Here is a 17,637-nt window from a genome sequence, read left to right on the forward strand (position 1 = left end):
TAGCAGTTTCAGTTAACTCACAGTAGTTGTGGTTAAAACTTGCTCTTCCTCTGGCTGAACAATGCGTAAACTGGGGAAGAGGAAGTGATTTTCTTCCACATATTGCGCTCCAAATAGCCCTTTTTCTGCCCAAAAATACCGATCTGTGGTATGCTCGTTCCGTTTCACCACCACCAATGCTGGAGGAGCAATTCCTTTCGCAGAAATATATCTTCTCGCTGCGGTTACTGGTTTATGTTCCCCACTTTCGATATTATATTGAGGCACTAAGGCGAGGATTTTTCGTCCTTCCTGGCGACGACGACTTTTGCGTTTGCGTTTTCTTGCCAAGTCAGTTCCCTCCTAGCTTTTATTATTAAATGTAATAGTGATTACAAAATTCGTGCTAATTATATGGCGAACTGGCAGATTTTTCAAGATGTCTTTTTCACCGAGCAAAAAAAGCCCAATTCCCCACTAACACCAGATTATTCAGACTCACTAGCCAAGAAAAAGGACAATAATGAGAGGGTAAATTTAATAATTCTTAATAAAACTCGGACGTTTCTGAGAGAAGAAACTGCCAAACTCGTTTTTCATAAGTGCTATCAGCAATAGTCGCAATATCATTATGACCTGCGGTTTTGACTAACCAAAGTTCTTTTCGCCCCACAGTGGCTTTATAGAGGGTTTCGCTCATTTCTACAGGAACGACTGCGTCTTCTGTACCATGAAGAAAGAAGATCGCAGTATTGAGCAAAGGCAGTTTTTCCAGAGAATTAAAGCGTTGAGTAAGTAAATAATCGATCGGTAGCCAGCCATAACGTCCTTTATACCGCGCCATGTCTAACATCGAGGTAAAAGAGCCTTCAATGACTAAGCCGGGGATTTCAGGTTGTCTCGTCGCTAATTCGATCGCGATCGCACCGCCGAGGGAATGACCGAACACATATAATTCTTTAGGATCAATGTTACGTTCTTTCACCAAATATTCCCAAGCCGTTTCCGCATCCTCATAAACCCGTTTTTCACTGGGAAATCGTCCCTCACTCAAACCATAACCGCGATAATCAATGAGAAACACAGCAAAACCGACACGGTGAAAGCGTTGGACACGAGGTAGATTAGAACTAACATTCCCTCCATTCCCGTGTAAATAAAGCAAAACGGGTGCGTCTGGAGATTGAGCGGGAATCCACCAGCCATGAATCTTCTCGTCTGGGGGGAGAGGAATAAAGATGGACTCGTATTCCAATCCGTAATCTGTGGGAGTAGCGACGATCGGTTTACAGGGAACAAACATAAAGCGCCTTTGAGCGAGGGCTAAGGCGAAACAAGTCAGCAAATAGGCGATCGCCGCGATTTCTACCCCGTAAAGCAAGTATCGAGTCCAAGAAGCCATAAAACACTAGAGTTGAGGACGTTTTTGATGCCAATCGGTTGCTTGCTCATAAGCATAAGCCGTTTGTAACAATTGGTCTTCTCGTAATACATTAGCAATTAATTGCATCCCGATCGGTAAACCTTGAGCATCGAAGCCACAGGGAATATTTAAAGCGGGTAAACCTGCTAAACTGACGGGAACAGTAGTTAAATCGGAAAGATACATACTTAATGGATCATCCGTTTTTTCTCCCGCCTTAAAAGCAGTCGTGGGAGCGGTGGGACAAACCAACAAATCTACCGTCTCAAAGGCTTTTTCAAAATCTTGTTTAATCAGGGTTCGGACTTTTTGCGCTTTCAGGTAATAGGCATCATAATAACCTGCAGACAGGGTGTAAGTTCCCACCATAATCCGACGTTTCACCTCAGCCCCAAATCCTTCGGCACGGGTTTTTTGATACATCGAGAGGAGATTGTCCGCTTCTTCGTTGCGTTTTCCGTAGCGTACCGCATCGTAACGGGCTAAATTAGAAGATGCTTCCGAAGGGGCGATAATGTAGTAGGCTGGTAAGCCATAGCGAAAACGAGGACAGGAGATTTCTACGATTTCCGCACCGATTGCCCCTAACTGCTCGATCGCCCCTTGTACTGCGGTTTTTACCTCATCGGAGAGTCCTTCCCCAAAGGTTTCTGTAATCACACCAATTTTGAGTTTCGGATTTTTGGGTAACTCTGGGGTGAGATATTGGGTATAGTCGGGAATTTTCACCTGTAAACTGGTGCTGTCGGCTGGATCATGACCCGCGATCGCCCCCAATAAAATCGCCGTATCCTCTACGGTGCGCCCAAAGGGACCAATTTGATCTAAAGAAGACGCAAACGCCACCAAACCAAACCGAGAGACTAAACCATAGGTGGGTTTTAAGCCCACTACACCGCAAAAAGAAGCAGGTTGACGAATTGATCCTCCTGTATCCGATCCCAACGCCACCACACATTCCTCTGCTGCTACAGCGGCGGCCGATCCGCCAGAAGAGCCACCAGGCACTCGTGATAAATCCCAGGGGTTACAAGTGAGCGCGTAAGCGGAATTTTCTGTCGAGCTTCCCATTGCAAACTCATCAAGATTAGTTTTTCCCAGTAAAACTGCTCCCGCTGTTTTTAGTTTGCCAGTGACAGTAGATTCATAGGGAGGAACAAAATTCTCTAGAATACGAGAGCCACAAGTAGTGGGAACACCCTTCATGCACATATTATCCTTGATCGCGATCGGAATTCCCTCTAAAAGCGCGATCGAATCTCCTGCGGCAATTTTTTCATCCACCTTTTGGGCGGCGGCTTCTGCTTCCGTCGCTAAAATATGTAGATAACTATGCACCTTTTCCTCTACCGCTTCGATCCGAGCCAGAGTTTCCCGTGTCACCTCTAGCGCAGAGCGTTCCTTCTTCACCAACTGTTCATGTAACTCTCGGATTGATGCCATATTCTTCTCAACCAATAAAAACCTTCCCCAGATTATATCAATGATTGTCCACCTTACTTGCCCTCTAGCCCCCTAACCCCCAATTCTGGGGGAATTTGCCCCCTCACCCCCAATCCTGGGGGAACTTGCCCCCTCACCCCCAATTCTGGGGGAACTTGCCCCCTAATATCAGGTTCGCTCAATCAATGATAATAAAGTAGGTTGGGTGGAGTTTACGAAACCCAACCAAATTTGTCATTGGTCACTGGTCATTAGTCATTAGTGATCTTTCAGTTACCAGTAGGTTGGGTGGAGTTTACGAAACCCAACCAAATTTGTCATTGGTCACTGGTCATTAGTCATTAGTTATCTTTCAGTTACCAGTAGGTTGGATGGAGTTTACGAAACCCAACACCAATCAGTGACCAGTGACCAGTTGTGCTTGATCTAATCAGTTACTTAAGGCTTGAGTCAAGAAAGCTAAAACTCGCGTACCTTATGGTTTTAAGGCTCTTAACTCCTCAAAAAAGCGCTCGGTGAAATCGGAGATGGGGGAGATGGGGAAGATGGGGGAGATGGGGGAGAAAAATCGCTCCCTTGTCTTCCTTGTCTCCCTTGTCTCCCTCTCTGTTCCCTTGCGCCATAACAGACACTTAGGAAACTATCCTTGCGATTTAGAAAACAATAATTAAGAAATGTTATAACCGATAAGAAACAATAGGAGCATTATTGAGATTATGGAAGCCGAAGCCATAGAAGTTGCAGAACTACCAAATATTCTAGTCGTTGGTTTGTTTTTAATGTTCGGCGGACGAGCTTACGCCATTGCTCGCTATCTCCGTCTCCCTCGTGTTACCTTACTGGTAATTTCAGGAATCATCATTGGTCCATCGGTTCTCGACTTAGTTCCCGATGAAATTGTCGGACTCTTTCCCATCATGTCCTACATTGCCCTCTCAATGATTGCATTTCGCCTCGGGGAAACCTTCATTAACTTTGACTTACTCAAAACCGGTCCTCGCATTTTCGCCATCTCCTTTGGGAAAACGCTTGTTGCCTCGTCTTTAGTGTTTACCGTCACTTATTTAATCCAAGATGACTTAATTTTAGCTCTATTATTAGCTGGACTCGCCCCCGCTTCCGCCCCTGCTGCCACCCTTGATGTCATCAGTGAAACCAACTCAAAAGGACCTCTCACCGAGACCATTGTTCGTGTTTTAGCGGTAGATAACGTTTTAGGCATTACCCTGTTTAGCATCTTGTTAGTGGTTAGTGAAATCATTGCTGGTGCTGGTGATTTCACTCAAGAAGTGATTGCGGGAGCTTGGAACATTGGCGGCGCACTCCTGCTTGGTATTGCCATCGGTTGGCCAATGGCGCGTTTAGCAGGACGTTTGAAAAAAGGAAAGCCTAGCTTATTAGAAATTACAGGTTTCCTCCTTCTCTGTGCTGGTTTAGCGTATCAGTTAGAAATTTCTTATCTACTCGCTTGTATTGTTTTAGGCGCAACCGTTGCCAAAAACCGCGCCCAACCCAAGAAAAATATTTTTATTACCATTGAAGAAGTGAGCGAACCTTTCTTGGTGATCTTCTTCCTACTTGCGGGTTGTGAGCTTGATGTCACTGCACTTGCCTCTTTAGGGTTAATTGGTATTTTATATGTTTTGGCTCGTTGTTTAGGCTTTGTCATTGGTGGTGGAATTGCCGCTCGTTTAGTGAACGCCGAACCAGCAGTCAAAGAAAACATTGGTTGGAGTTTATTTCCCCAAGCTGGTGTTGCTTTAGGGTTAGCGGTTTTAACCTTGCCACATTTTCCAGGTTTAGGTCAATTTTTAGTGTCAATTGTTGTTAGTACAACCGTTGTCTTTGAATTATTCGGACCCACTGTCACTCAATGGCGTTTATTTAAAGCGAAAGAAGCCGCCGAAGCATCGGAAACGGTTTCCTCTGGTGACTTACCCTTTGTTCAGCAAAGTAAGTAAAGCATCGATTTTTAGTGATTAATAATTCATCAATTATTGTTAGTGAGTTATGAATATTTTTCCCCAACATGGACAATTGAAAAAACGACCCAAAGCTGGGGGGAAAACGACAAATGGTGACTACACTGAAAAGTAAGAATTGATGGAATGGAGTAATAAAAATGGGAATTCAATTAACAACTGGACAACGCTTTTCTCTCAAAAAACAAGCACCTGGTTTAAACGCTTTACTGTGTGGTTTAGGCTGGGAATTGATGCCGCAAAAGGGACTGAAAAAGATTTTTAAATCTGATTTTGATTTAGATATTTCTATCTTGTGCTTAAATGAGGAAGGAAAATTACAAAAAAGTAGCGATGTCGTTTATTACGGCAATTTGACTCATCCTTCTGGCGCGATTAGCCATTTAGGAGATAACCTCACTGGAGAACATACAACCCCCAACGCAACGGAAAAACATGAGGAGGAAGAGGAGGAAGAAATTTTAGACAAAGAACAGATTTTAGTGACCTTACCCCAAGTGCCAAAACGGGTGCAAAAGTTACTGATTGTCGCTAATATTTATGAGTCGAATCATCGCCGCCAAAACTTAGGACAAGTGGAAAATGCTTATATCCGTTTGGTAGATTTAGAACATGAAATGGAAATTGCTCGCTATGATTTATCCCATGATGATTTTAAGGATGAAACGGGGATGATTCTTGCTGAAATTTACCGTCAGGAAGATAGTCAATGGCAAGTAGAAATTATTGGGAAGGGGGTAAAAGTGCAAAGTTTACAAGAATTGGCGGAACAGTATTCTTAATTAGGGTTTGCTGAAAAAGTTCATGTTTTCGGTGTAGTAAGGCAAAAGGCAAGAGGCAAGAGGCAAGAGGGCTGATTAATTGGTAAGATTTCAAGGTTTTGATGCAGGGTGCGTGACGATTGAGCGTTCAATTTCCTTGCACTTTTTTGAGGAGTTAAGAGCATTAAAACCAGATGGTACGCGAGTTTTAGCTTTCTTGACTCAATTCTTAATTAGAAAAAACTCGATCGCACAGGAATAAAGTTCCCGACATGACACATAAAGGAATCGTGATTAAGTTCAATAAGGGGACACTAATTAACACTAAACACAGTAAACTAAAACTGCCGCTTGCGGGTAAATTACGATAAATTGTTTTTAATTTACCTCGAAAAGACAACCGACGACGTTCGAGAGGACTATCAAAAAAGTCTAAACCAACTAAAGTCGCGGTTAGAGTAATGCTGCCAACGGTGGTGACAATGCCACCAACGGCGGGAATCAATCCAATTAGGAACAAAATCAAACCGACACCTAGTGCGAGGAGTAGCTTTTTCACTTCAAAGAGTAACGCCCGCGCTATGTCTTTAAAGATTCCCACATCAATAATGGTAACGCTTCCTAAACGTACTTTTTCCACTTGTTCTGACAGTTGTCCATACCAAGGCGAACCGATAATACTTCCAAATTGAAGCAGAACAAAGCCAATAATAACAAACAAAATAATGGTTAAAATTGCACGGAGTAACCAGCTAACGAAAAGGATGATATATTCGAGGAAACTTAGCCACTGGGGTAAGTCCGCAATGAGTCGATCGAGATTTTGAGAGAGTTCTCTGGTGAGAATTTCGACACCTTGCCATCCCCAGTAGAGAAACCCTCCGTAAAGCAGTCCACCGAGGAGAAGGTTGACGAGAATGGGAATGATCAAATACTTCCATAAACCTGGTCTTTTGAAAAGAAGCGCGATCGCGCGAAGCGGATAGGTTGCGCCAGTAATCAATCCAAACCCACTTAATATCCTTAACATACACAATTTTCGCTCCACTGTCGGGGCCTTCTGCTAGGATAGCAGGATTTATTTTCGTTCAGTCTTGCCAAAATTGCAATTCATCTGTTATTATTAATTTCTGGAGTTAATTCTTCGCCAGCGTAGCTCAGTTGGTAGAGCAACTGACTTGTAATCAGTAGGTCAGGAGTTCGAGTCTCCTCGCTGGCTTTGTGTTTCATTACAGCTATTTGTCTTCTGGGAAGGTAAGCAACAACTCTGCAAAAGAGTTTGGTCGGTAGTTTTCAAATCCTTCTTCATCCACATAAACTGGTTTATAGGTGATCTCTGTTTGCACTTGATTAACATCTTCACACCACTGGTGTAGCCGTTGCATTTTTAATGAGACATCCACATCTTCTTTCCCTTTGGTTTCAATGATGAACACTTGATCGTCTTTAGTTTTAACGAAAAAGTCTGGATAATAATTGGCGATGTCTCCTTCTGCATTCACATAATCTAGCTTAAAATTGACAGCAAGGTAGTTTTTGCTGTAGGAAATGATGTCCTCACAGCTTTCTAGAAAGTTGGCAAACTCAAGTTCAAATTGACTATCCCCAATCAAACGGTTAAAAATACTTTTTTGAGGCATTAAATAGCCCTGATCTTTGACCACAAAGGGACGAGTTTCTCTTAATTTAATCGTATCTCGAACTTCTGCATCTCCTTTGTCACGGACAGTTAAATCATTGATCGCCTTCTTAAAAGTTTCTATAATTGTCTTCGTGGCGACAACTTCGGAGAGATTGCGGAGGGTGTTCGGTGATTCTAGTTCAACGGTTTTTCCAAACAAAAAATCTTGGATAAATGTCTTAACCTTGCCATACAAAACATCGTAGCCACTGACGAGACGCAACTCTTTCATCATGGTTTGGGTGAAATAGCCGATCGCGCTTCGATAGTCAGCAATTCCCCCGCTATCTAAAAAAGTTGTATGGGTTATTTCGTCTTTAGTAATATCCTTAAAGACAATCTCTCGTTGTTCTTCTTCGCTAAATTGTTGATAGGCGACTTTCTGAAAGGTCATTGTTTCCAAGTTCAAATCGGAGAGATTCTTATATTCTCGATAAATTCTCGGTGTCAGAATCGGAATTTTGATGTCTAGTGTCTCAATATCTTTGTTGACATTTTCGTTATCAACTTCTACCATAAGAGGCGTTTTCGGTTTCGTTCCTTCTCCCATTGCTTGCCGATCAAGCGTTACTCCCTCAGCCTGAATTGACTCGACAAATTCCATAAAGGCATCTGTACCAATCACACTGAGATATTCTTTTGTTTCTCCTGAGTACATTTTCCGCAAGCCACGTCCGAGAGTTTGTTCAGGGAGAATATTACTCTTCGCAGAATAAGACCGTAAACCAACAATTGTGGTGACATTCCGAACATCCCAGCCTTCTTTTAAGACTAATACAGAGACGATCGCCTTATAGGGACTTTCCAAACTGTCTATCTCGTTGGCTTGCTGACGGAGTTTTTCTAACTCCTCTTTATTCTTTCCAGAATTTGCTTCGGAAATTTCCCCATTTTTCTTGGTATGAATGACTAAAACAGCATCTTTTAAGTCAGGATAACGATTCTGTAGATACTCTGAAACATCATCACAATTTTTTGTGTCATCAGTCATCACAAAGAGAATGGCTTTTTTCCCTAATTTCTGATGTTCCTCATCGGTTTTACGCCATTCCGTTACGCCTAAATCTAAATAATCTGCATATTTTTCGGTAAATTTGGCACTTTTCTGTTCTTTTAGTTTGCTACGACTGGTAGCATCAGGTAAAACAGGATGCTTGACAACATTTTGGGAGATGGCTTCCACAAGGGGATAATCAGCGATCGTTTGGACAAAGATCGCGCCATTGTTATGTTTAGGGGTTGCGGTGACATCAACTTGTAAGCTGAGACGGGTATCTTTCTGGAGTAGCTGGTTATGGATATCCTCGATCGATTTGAACCATGCTAATTTTCGATCGTGGATATGATGGGCTTCATCGTTGAGAATCATTAATTCATCAACATCACGAACGATCGCGCCTAAATCGACTTTAGAATCCGTTGTTTGACCAGTGGGACGTTTTCCCAGAAAATAGTCCATTGTGTTCTCATCATCGGGAGAAGGGGGAACATCGTCTCCTGAATAAACCCGATGGATGTTGGTGAGAAAAATATTGCCGTTCGCGTAGCGTCTCCGAAGGAGAATCGCGCGGTTGATGCGGACATCATCCTGTAAGTGGAGAGTCAGTTGGAAATCATCTTGCCAATTTTGTCCGTCATATCCGTTATCTGGAATTACAGGATCATCAAAGAAGATTTGTAAGCCTTGGAAGTCTTTATAAATTCGATCGAGGACGATAATATTGGGGGCAATAACAAGGAAGTTACGAGATAACTCTGATTCGGGTTCATAGAGTTTATGGAAAAAACTCCACGCTAGAACCAAACTCATCACTTTCGTTTTACCTGTTCCCGTCGCCATTTTGACAACATAGCGTCGCCACGTTTCATCAAACATACTGGCGGAGACAATCCCACTGCCATCAAATCGCATTAAATCATATTTATCTTTTGCCCCAACCACATCATAGAGATAGATAATCGTTTCTAAGGCTTCCCGTTGGGCGAAGTAATACTGGAAATTTACCATCATTCCGCCAAGACTCGGAATGAGATGAGGTTCTTTGAACCACCAATTCAGAAGGCTTTTGCTAGTTTCACTTGCCCCTACATAGCCACTATCCCGAAACTGCTTCACATGGCGACGCAGTTGAACCACCAATGGAGGCATCAATTTTTCCATTCCCTGATCCCGTAGTGTTTCATCGGCAGGAAACCAGCGAATTTCTGGATCGAGAATGGTATGGGGGGAGTCTGGGAAATCGGGATGTAATGCCATTGGTTATCTCCTGATATAAAATCCTAAATGCCTGCTATAATCGCCTCTAGCCCAGTTTTTGTTTGAGAGAGCGGAATTGCCTGCAGAGGGTCGTCATTTTAGTAGTAGAATTTAAAAGATTTTATGGCAATTGAAGTAAGAGCATTAGATGAGGAAGAATTTAATGCAGCCACTCAAGGAAGTTACGTTTACGGTACATTAAGTGGTTATGTCAAAGGAAAAATGCGTACTGCTTATGTCCTAATAGAAAATTTAGGAAAAGAACAGCCGTGTGTTGGTCGGAAATATGAAAATATTCCCTGCAAATTTTTTGTCTCTGGTGAAATTTACTACGCTCAAACTGAACAAGATATAGACAATCAAGAATTTGAGAACGCAGAGCCATTTATAGAAGCAATTATTTTGCTTGGTTAACCTGAGTCTTTTGCTTGCTCCGTCTTGGGGGAGCATCGGCTTTTTTATATTTAACAATCTTTCCTTGATACTCATTCATAAATTCAAGCATTTTATCGTGAGAGACATTATGGACTTCGCCGTTAGTTAATTTAATTTCAACCATTGTTTTTCTACCCTTTAACTTTACTCATAACTAGCTTAACGCGAATTAACGAGTTGAACGCAAATCACTCGTAGGGTGAGAACCGCCTACCATCAGGTAATTTTACTTTTCCAAAATTGTATCAGTTGGAGATTGCTTTTAGAAGCGCGATCGCGATACAAGCAAGTTATACGGCGCAGATAATAATGCTATTATTCAATCAAGATAACGACAAGCCAAACAGTGTATATTAAAACTCTGACTCTCACCAATTATCGTGGCGTAAAATCCCTCTCCCTTGACGTCGACAAGCAGTTAAATGTTTTTGTAGGGGTTAATGGTGCGGGTAAATCCACCGTCCTTGATGCGATGGTAATGATGCTTTCATGCGTTGTTAGTCGGATTGGAGAGGTAATAGGTAAACAGAGTGAAGATCGTCAAATTGTAGAAGATGATATCAGAAATGAGGCTGATTTTACATTAATTGCACTCTGTTGTATTGATAAAAATCGAACGTTTCAGTGGCGAATTGCTACCAGTCGTAGAGGAGATATTTCTCTAGAACAGCCCACTGATTTAACACAATTAGAAACTTATACTGAACAGCTAAAAAGAGAAATTATAGATCATCAAGAAAGCATCAATATCCCTTTATTTGTCTATTATCCTGTTAATCGAGCCGTCTTAGACATTCCTTTAAAAATTAAAACTAAACATCGTTTTGATTTATTAAACGCTTATGATGAATCTTTAACCAGTGGGGCTAATTTTCGGAAATTTTTCGAGTGGTTTCGAGAACGAGAAGATTTAGAAAATGAAAAAGTTGCTGAAACGAGAGAGAAACCTTTATTTCATAATCAAATTCCTTATGATCCACAATTACAAGCAGTTAGAAAAGCGTTAAATCAATTTTTGCCAAACTTTAAAAACCTCAGAGTTCGCCGTAATCCATTGCGAATGGAAATAGAAAAAGATGGGGAGATATTAACCGTTAATCAATTGTCTGATGGAGAAAAATGTTTAATTGCAATGGTGAGTGATTTAGCGAGAAGATGTGCCATTGCTAACCCTGAACGTCCTGATCCGCTTCAAGGAGAGGGAGTCGTCCTTATTGATGAAATTGACCTCCATCTTCACCCAAAATGGCAACGAATGATTGTTCCTCAACTTTTAGAAGTTTTTCCAAATTGTCAGTTTTTTATTTCGACACATTCTCCTCATGTGTTAACTCATGTTCAATCAGAACAAATTTTTCTTTTGAAGCAAACTGAAGACGGAATCGAATGGAGTCAACCTGATGAATCTTATGGAAAAAATGTCGATCGCGTTCTAGAAGATTTAATGGAATTAGACACAACACGACCGACAGTAGTTAGTAATAGTATTCATAATATTTATGAAATGATTGACAAAAATAATTTACAGGAAGCACAAGATCAAGTCAGTGAAATGAGAAGCAAAATTGGCAACGATCCAGAATTATTAAAAGCGGAAGTCCTCATCAAACGAAAAGAACGTATTGGGAAATGAAATATATTCAAAAAGACAGTGAACCCCAAGAATTTACAGATTGGAAAAATCAAGAAAATTCTAATTGGAAACCCAGTTACAAGGAAATGGATAAATCTGTCAAGAAAGCAGTTAAACAAGCATTGATGACAGAACAAGGCTATATTTGTTGTTATTGTGAAGATCGATTAAATGATAATGACTCGCATATTGAACATTTTCAACCCAAAAGTGATCCTGCAATTGATCCCCTAGATTTTTCTAACTTGTTGTGTTCCTGTCAAAATAATTTAAAAAAGCGAGAACCTGTTCACTGTGGAAAACTCAAGGGTGACTGGTTTGATGAAAAACAATTAATTTCACCCCTTGATCCGACTTGTGAAGAACGATTTGCTTTTACGGCTGACGGTTCGATCAAACCTGCTGATAATCGAGATCAGGTAGCGCTGACAACAATTGAAAAATTAGGTTTAAATATTCCGAAATTACGAAACTTACGTCAAAAGGCGATCGAGTCTTTTATTGATCCTTCTTTATCAGATAGAGAGTTGGAAGACTTTGTGAATAGTTATCTTGAACCTGATAATTTGGGTCAGTTTAATCCTTTCTGGACAACAGTTCGTTACTTATTTGGAATAAGGGAGTAAGAGGCAATTCGACTATCTTGGTTGCGATCAATGTATCATTTTCTATCCCCCCTAACCCCCCTTTGAAAGGGGGGAATAAGAGATCATATGACCTTTGAAAGGGGGGAATAAGAGATAATGTGACCTTTTAAAAGGGGGAATTATACCATTTCGATAAACTGGCGCTACATACCGATCCCCCCAACCCCCCTTATTAAGGGGGGCGAAGGGGGGATCAACTGTAACTTGACTTTTTAGAAATGGTATTAGATTTTATGTTACAAATTCACTTCGACGATCGTCATGGTGTCATTGCCAAAAATATCGACAACTTTAACCGCAATTTTACGGCGACCAGAAACACATTCATAAGCGACACTGTGTAACTCTAAGGAACGATCTTTTTTCGTCCGAAAACTCTGCCATTCGTTTTCAAAAATAAAGTCCCCTGTCCATTGTTCTTCCCATTCCCCTGTTTCTTCATTTTGAATGCGGATGATTTCTCGCTTGCTTTCAAAATTAAAATCTACTGCCCAATAATCGATCCAGTCTGTCCAATTTTGGGTTAACTGTTCTCGTTTGAGAATCCCATCTTTATCTTTACTGACTTTGACGATTTGCCCTTTTTCCACCACTACTTTACTCCCCGATTTTTTCTTTCCTAAGTCTGCTTCGGCTTGTTGAATCGAGTCTTGGGAATAGAAGACAGAAAAGTCGGTTAATTCTACAGCAACGGTTGGCGGTTGATTTTTTTTCCTTTTTGTAATGTGGGGTTTGACTTCAATATAGGCGACATCATGGAAGACAACTTGATTTTTTTCAACTGCCCGTTTATCAAACACCTCAGCAGGGATATTTTTGGGGGCAATATCAATGCCTTTATTACGGGCTTCATCGAGGACATTGGGGAATAATCCCATCTCAAATTCAAAGCCTAAAATATCAACTTTGGTAATCTGCTTTTTGCGACATTCGAGAATAATCTCTTCCACAAACAATCGCGTCACGGGTAAGTTGATGGGTCCCACTGCAACTAAGCGTCCCGATTTTTTCCCATCAAAGCAGGTAAAGCCTTCTGTTTTTTGGGCTTGATAAGCGCGTAAAATGAGATCGACAAAAGCACGTTCTTTCTCTTCTAATTGCTGACGCTGTTCTTCTTCACGGAGGTTGGGATTGACTCCAACAAAGTGTTGACGTTCATATTTACCCAGGTTAAGAATTTCAAACGCCCGATAACCTTGTCCTTCTTTTTTTAGGGTACGCTGAACATTGATCATCCGTTTGCGAGTGGTATGGATGGCAAATTTTCCTAAGTCGGAACATATCCATTTGCGTCCCAGTTTTTCTGCTACAGAGGCGGTTGTCCCTGAACCGACAAAGAAGTCTGCAACTAGATCGCCTTCATTGGATGAGGCTTTTATAATACGTTCTAGCAACGCTTCTGGTTTTTGTGTGGGGTAGCCGACAATTTCAGATGATGTTCCTTTTAGAGTTGGAATATTAACCCATAAATTATTTGCTTTTTGTCCTTGATATTCATCAAGATAAATTTTTTTGTATATTTGCTTATTTTTTGAGTCAGGAAAGTGAAGTCGCCCTTCACGGTCAAGTTTTTCCATTGTTGATCGTGGCACTGCCCAACCATTTGGTGGTGTCTTATAACCCTTATAATTATACTTGAGGTTTGGACGAGGACTTGGACTTCGCATTACATTAATCATATATCTTCGTCCATCAATATCATAATACTTGAATTGTGAATCAATATACTCGTGTGAAGCTTCAGTATAGATTTGATTAAAAGTATATTCTGAACTTTTTGAAAATATAAAAAGAGTATCATAAGCAGCAGAAAAGTGGCGCATTTCACCAAGTGCTGTCCCTCCTTTTCTACGCCATATAATTTCATTTATCATATTATTATTTCCAAATATTTCATCTAGTAACAATCGGATATAACTATTCACTCGGGAATCACAATGAACATAAATACTCCCATCCTCAGCCAATAAATCTCGCATCAAGATCAATCGTTCATAAATCATACTGATAAAAGAATCCGCCCCTTTTCCCCACGTATCCCGATAAGCAATCTCCTCCAGAATATTGGGCTTCTTTGTCAGCGTCTCGTCTCCCACCTCAATATCCATGGAAAAATCTGCACCCACATCAAACGGCGGATCAATATAAATCAGCTTAATCCCCCCTTGTCTTTCGATCTCCTCTCGTAGCGGTCCATTTTTCAAGGAAGACAAAATCAGCTTATTATCACCCCAAATCAGCTTATTTGTCCATCCCTTCAACTGTCTCCCCCGACTGTCAACATCGAACAAACTCATCTGCATGGTTGTATCCGATGGCTTTTCCGCACGGGGTTCATCCACCTGTTCAATGGTCTGAAACGGGAGAACAGTCCGACACACCTGATTAGTCTTACCATTCCATACTAATTCTACTTCGCGTTTATCTTCAAATAGTAGAAACCGATACTTTTCTGGTAAGGGCTGATCTTGTTCAAGATAGCGGATGATTTCTTGCTTCTCTTGTTCGGTGAGTCGAGACGACATGGGTTAATCCTTCTATGACCAAAAAGCTGTATTCGCGATCTTAGTCTTTTCCTTATCAGACAGCGCGATCGATGAATTCATTTTTAACATTGTCTCATAACTTCTGAGTGACAAGTTTAATAATCCCCCCTAACCCCCCTTTGTAAGGGGGGAATAAGAGGTAATGTGACCTTTGTAAGGGGGCTAGGAACAGGAATTACTAACTGAGAAGAGGAAGCGCGATCGCCATCTAAGACTGGTTTACTTATAAGATGGTGGGCGGGGCAAACCCTACCACTGAGAAAAAGAAGCGCGATCGAGATGATAAACTACAAATAAATCACATTGTAAATTTAAGTCAAGGTATGTTATTGCATTCAATGAATCTTCAAACTGATGAATGCTTTCTTGACTGTTTCAACGAAATTATGAAATTTAGGGAGAACCGATAAGGAGTGATATATGAATACTCTTACTTTAGAAAATGTAATTGAATATATTGAAGATTTATCAATAGAGGAACAAGAGGAGTTATTTGATTTGATTAAAAAAAGAAGGATTGAAAGGCGACGTTCTGAAATCGCAGAAAATGCGAAGAAAACGTTTGAGGCTGTAGAACAGGGAACTGCTGTGCGAGGAAATATTGAAGACCTAAAATCTTATTTATCAGCAGATGAAGAAGAATGATTTTAGTTACAGAAACAACCTTTAAAAGGGCATTTAAGCGATTAACGAAGAAAAACCCACATTTGAAAAAGAAGATATTTTATACTTTAAATATACTAGCTAATGACCCTTTTACTCCTTCCTTGAAATCTCATAAATTAACGGGGCAATTGGAAGGATTATGGTCTTGTACTGTTACTTATGATTGTCGAATTATTTTTGCTTTAAGAAAAGAGACTGAAAGTGGAAATGATTTAATTGTTTTAATTGATATTGGTAGCCACGATGAAGTTTATTAATACCGTTTCTAAAAAGTTAAGTTACAGTTGATCCCCCCTTCGCCCCCCTTATTAAGGGGGGTTGGGGGGATCGTTATGTAGTGCTAGTTGATCGAAATGGTATAAGTAATAATGAAGCGCGATCGCGCACGAATATCAACTAGAATATAATGGAGGGATAAGATAGAGTGCTTTAATTTTTAAGCAAAATAGCTTGATCATTCTCCAGACTCCATGAGAATTGAGTCAAAAACCGAGTCACTAATACTAAAACCTTGACTCCGCAACTGTTCTAAATGAGGACGAATTGTTGTGTTAGAAACAATAATCATTGAAAGCGATCCAATTCCATTGTCTCAATACTTTTGAACTCCTCAGCTAACTCCTCAGAATTATAGTTGAGGTAAGATATCCCTCGTTTTTGTAGTAGTTTTAAAAACTCCACACGAGTTAGGTTAAGAAACTGTGCAGCTTTACCAGAGGAAATTCGATCCTCTGTAAATAAAGACAAGACAAGCCATTCTCTGACTTGAGATTGAACTTGTTCTTCACTAAATCCATAAGCAATTAAATCAGCAGGAATACGAACTGTAAAAGTAGCTTCACGCATATCTATAAGTCTCTCGAACGTCAAGGGAAGGCTGATCTCTATTGGTCATAAAATCATCATTTGCTTTTTTCTGTAATAATTTTAATTAAGTCTTCATCGGAATTAATTTTTCGTTTAGGTGCAACCTCTACCTTCTCAAAAAAGATATCCCAAGCCTCATTATCAGATGGATGTTTTCTAAGGTAGTCTCTAATCTCCTTCCGACTCATCTGTCTAAGCTGTTCTTTGGTCATAGGTAAGTTCTCTCCCCATCTTCATCTATTTCTTCTCTTCTGCTAGTGATTGCGAATATATAAACCTGTTTTCTTGTCTCATCAAACCTTAGCAGTTCAATTGAACACAGTGTATTGGATGAGTGCCATCAGTGGTAATGTGGGCAATGTTCGTCATACGATTCTCTAGGTATAGCAGTTAGCAGGTTAGTATCTACAAATTCTCTGTGTTTCTCTATGACTCTGTGGTTCATTCAGACTTTCTAGATGTAAATATACGACAAGTTTGATATTGAAGACTTCTAGCCCTTTCCTGATCCTAACTGAGAAGAGGAAGCGCGATCGCCACATAAGACTGTTTTACTGATGAAATTCAAATATGGTGGGCATTGTCCACCCTACGACTATGATTCTCGAACATCAAGGGAAGGCTAATCTCTCCAAGATTAAAACGAGGAGGAAATGATAAAGTGAGAATTATTGCTCGGAGTACCTTACGAGCGTTTTGGGAACGACACGCCGACGCAGAACAACCCTTAATTAAAGGCTTGGTTTCATGATGTCTCTTCTATGCAATGGCAAACTCCAGCCGACATTAAAAGAGTTTATGCGAATGCTAGTATTTTGCCGAATAATCGTGTGGTCTTTAACATCAAAGGTAACGATTACCGTCTAATTGTCCATGTTCGCTATGACATTGGGATTATCTTTATTCGCTTTGTCGGAACCCATCAAGAGTATGACAAGGTTGATGCAACAACTATCTGAGGAGGAAAAGACCAATGGATTTAAAACCGATTAAAACGGAAGCTGATTATCATCAAGCATTGGCGCAAATCGAACAGCTTTTTGAGGTAGAATTAAATACGCCAGAGGGAGATCAGTTAGAGATTCTCACCACATTAGTTGAAGATTACGAAGAGAAACATCACCCGATTGAGTTTCCTTCGCCTTATGAAGCAATTCTCTATCATTTAGAAAGTCGTCATCAACCTGTTTCTCGTTTTATTGAAGGCTTGAAGCGTCGCGGGGTAAGTGATGCGGTGATTCAGGAGGCTTTGAATGAAGTTGGGATGTAGGCTTTAGTCAGTTCGAGTCTATAACAGATGCGCGATCGAGCATCGTA

The 17,637-nt window shown here is 40.7% G+C and carries 19 protein-coding genes, 1 tRNA gene and 1 pseudogene; 11 read left to right on the forward strand and 10 right to left on the reverse strand.

Annotation, left to right across the window (positions count from 1 at the left end; translation table 11 throughout):
• Window positions 1-12: 12 nt before the first annotated feature.
• The 3 genes from DACSA_RS09715 to gatA form a co-directional block, all read right to left on the reverse strand.
• A complete protein-coding gene (locus DACSA_RS09715; protein ID WP_015229584.1) occupies window positions 13-330 on the reverse strand; it encodes a DUF3155 domain-containing protein in 318 nt (105 codons plus the stop codon).
• 196 nt (window positions 331-526) lie between these two features.
• A complete protein-coding gene (locus DACSA_RS09720) occupies window positions 527-1,381 on the reverse strand; it encodes an alpha/beta hydrolase (RefSeq protein WP_015229585.1) in 855 nt (284 codons plus the stop codon).
• Window positions 1,382-1,387: 6 nt separating this feature from the next.
• Window positions 1,388-2,845: an Asp-tRNA(Asn)/Glu-tRNA(Gln) amidotransferase subunit GatA gene (gene gatA, locus DACSA_RS09725; RefSeq protein ID WP_015229586.1), complete on the reverse strand. Its 1,458-nt coding sequence runs from the start codon at window positions 2,843-2,845 to the stop codon at window positions 1,388-1,390.
• Between the two features lie 515 nt (window positions 2,846-3,360).
• On the opposite strand from gatA, the gene DACSA_RS22115 reads away from it, so the two are divergent.
• The 3 genes from DACSA_RS22115 (at window position 3,361) to DACSA_RS09735 (ending at window position 5,609) form a co-directional block, all read left to right on the forward strand.
• Window positions 3,361-3,516, forward strand: a complete 156-nt coding sequence (locus tag DACSA_RS22115; protein ID WP_156800753.1) for a hypothetical protein — start codon at window positions 3,361-3,363, stop codon at window positions 3,514-3,516.
• A gap of 45 nt (window positions 3,517-3,561) precedes the next feature.
• A complete protein-coding gene (locus DACSA_RS09730) occupies window positions 3,562-4,806 on the forward strand; it encodes a cation:proton antiporter (protein WP_015229587.1) in 1,245 nt (414 codons plus the stop codon).
• A 161-nt stretch (window positions 4,807-4,967) separates the two neighbouring features.
• A complete protein-coding gene (locus tag DACSA_RS09735) occupies window positions 4,968-5,609 on the forward strand; it encodes a TerD family protein (protein ID WP_015229588.1) in 642 nt (213 codons plus the stop codon).
• 208 nt (window positions 5,610-5,817) lie between these two features.
• Here the strand turns inward: DACSA_RS09735 and DACSA_RS09740 are convergent, their stop codons facing one another.
• Window positions 5,818-6,618, reverse strand: coding sequence for an EI24 domain-containing protein (locus DACSA_RS09740; RefSeq protein WP_041235423.1), 801 nt, complete (start codon window positions 6,616-6,618; stop codon window positions 5,818-5,820).
• Between the two features lie 116 nt (window positions 6,619-6,734).
• Here DACSA_RS09740 and DACSA_RS09745 point away from each other — a divergent pair.
• Window positions 6,735-6,807, forward strand: a tRNA-Thr gene (locus DACSA_RS09745).
• A gap of 16 nt (window positions 6,808-6,823) precedes the next feature.
• On the opposite strand, the gene DACSA_RS09750 is transcribed toward DACSA_RS09745, so the two are convergent.
• Window positions 6,824-9,526 (reverse strand): DEAD/DEAH box helicase family protein, encoded by a 2,703-nt coding sequence (locus tag DACSA_RS09750; RefSeq protein ID WP_015229590.1) that lies wholly within the window; start codon window positions 9,524-9,526, stop codon window positions 6,824-6,826.
• A gap of 123 nt (window positions 9,527-9,649) precedes the next feature.
• Between DACSA_RS09750 and DACSA_RS09755 the strand changes: the two genes are divergently transcribed.
• Window positions 9,650-9,940 carry a hypothetical protein gene (locus tag DACSA_RS09755; protein WP_015229591.1) on the forward strand — a complete coding sequence of 97 codons (291 nt, stop codon included), beginning with the start codon at window positions 9,650-9,652 and terminating at the stop codon, window positions 9,938-9,940.
• On the opposite strand, the gene DACSA_RS20600 is transcribed toward DACSA_RS09755, so the two are convergent.
• Window positions 9,924-10,085, reverse strand: coding sequence for a hypothetical protein (locus DACSA_RS20600; RefSeq protein ID WP_015229592.1), 162 nt, complete (start codon window positions 10,083-10,085; stop codon window positions 9,924-9,926). The two genes, DACSA_RS09755 and DACSA_RS20600, sit on opposite strands and share 17 nt — an antisense overlap.
• 222 nt (window positions 10,086-10,307) lie before the next feature.
• On the opposite strand from DACSA_RS20600, the gene DACSA_RS09760 reads away from it, so the two are divergent.
• Window positions 10,308-11,594, forward strand: a complete 1,287-nt coding sequence (locus DACSA_RS09760) for an AAA family ATPase (RefSeq protein ID WP_015229593.1) — start codon at window positions 10,308-10,310, stop codon at window positions 11,592-11,594.
• Window positions 11,591-12,220: a retron system putative HNH endonuclease gene (locus DACSA_RS09765; protein WP_015229594.1), complete on the forward strand. Its 630-nt coding sequence runs from the start codon at window positions 11,591-11,593 to the stop codon at window positions 12,218-12,220. Before DACSA_RS09760 ends, DACSA_RS09765 begins: the two co-directional genes overlap by 4 nt.
• Window positions 12,221-12,477: 257 nt before the next feature.
• Here DACSA_RS09765 and DACSA_RS09770 read toward each other — a convergent pair whose 3' ends face one another.
• On the reverse strand, window positions 12,478-14,766 hold the full coding sequence (locus DACSA_RS09770) for a site-specific DNA-methyltransferase (protein WP_015229595.1): 2,289 nt from the start codon (window positions 14,764-14,766) through the stop codon (window positions 12,478-12,480).
• A gap of 441 nt (window positions 14,767-15,207) precedes the next feature.
• On the opposite strand from DACSA_RS09770, the gene DACSA_RS09780 reads away from it, so the two are divergent.
• A complete protein-coding gene (locus DACSA_RS09780; RefSeq protein WP_015229596.1) occupies window positions 15,208-15,432 on the forward strand; it encodes a hypothetical protein in 225 nt (74 codons plus the stop codon).
• Window positions 15,429-15,710, forward strand: coding sequence for a type II toxin-antitoxin system RelE/ParE family toxin (locus DACSA_RS09785; RefSeq protein ID WP_015229597.1), 282 nt, complete (start codon window positions 15,429-15,431; stop codon window positions 15,708-15,710). The genes DACSA_RS09780 and DACSA_RS09785 overlap by 4 nt, the downstream gene beginning before the upstream one ends.
• 307 nt (window positions 15,711-16,017) lie before the next feature.
• Here DACSA_RS09785 and DACSA_RS09790 read toward each other — a convergent pair whose 3' ends face one another.
• The 3 genes from DACSA_RS09790 to DACSA_RS22865 are packed head-to-tail and all read right to left on the reverse strand — an operon-like array spanning window position 16,018 to window position 16,642.
• Window positions 16,018-16,299, reverse strand: a complete 282-nt coding sequence (locus DACSA_RS09790; RefSeq protein WP_015229599.1) for a UPF0175 family protein — start codon at window positions 16,297-16,299, stop codon at window positions 16,018-16,020.
• Window positions 16,300-16,355: 56 nt separating this feature from the next.
• Window positions 16,356-16,532 (reverse strand): DUF6887 family protein, encoded by a 177-nt coding sequence (locus DACSA_RS20605; RefSeq protein WP_015229600.1) that lies wholly within the window; start codon window positions 16,530-16,532, stop codon window positions 16,356-16,358.
• Entirely contained in the window at window positions 16,529-16,642 is a 114-nt protein-coding gene (locus DACSA_RS22865; RefSeq protein WP_408605629.1) for a DUF6888 family protein, read from the reverse strand. Before DACSA_RS22865 ends, DACSA_RS20605 begins: the two co-directional genes overlap by 4 nt.
• Before the next feature lie 339 nt (window positions 16,643-16,981).
• On the opposite strand from DACSA_RS22865, the pseudogene DACSA_RS22870 reads away from it, so the two are divergent.
• Both DACSA_RS22870 and DACSA_RS09800 read left to right on the forward strand, forming a co-directional pair.
• Window positions 16,982-17,279: pseudogene (locus DACSA_RS22870) on the forward strand (type II toxin-antitoxin system HigB family toxin).
• A 14-nt stretch (window positions 17,280-17,293) separates the two neighbouring features.
• Window positions 17,294-17,590 (forward strand): helix-turn-helix domain-containing protein, encoded by a 297-nt coding sequence (locus DACSA_RS09800; RefSeq protein WP_015229601.1) that lies wholly within the window; start codon window positions 17,294-17,296, stop codon window positions 17,588-17,590.
• Window positions 17,591-17,637: the final 47 nt, after the last annotated feature.

Source organism: Dactylococcopsis salina PCC 8305, assembly GCF_000317615.1.
Taxonomy (GTDB): Bacteria; Cyanobacteriota; Cyanobacteriia; order Cyanobacteriales; family Rubidibacteraceae; genus Halothece; species Halothece salina.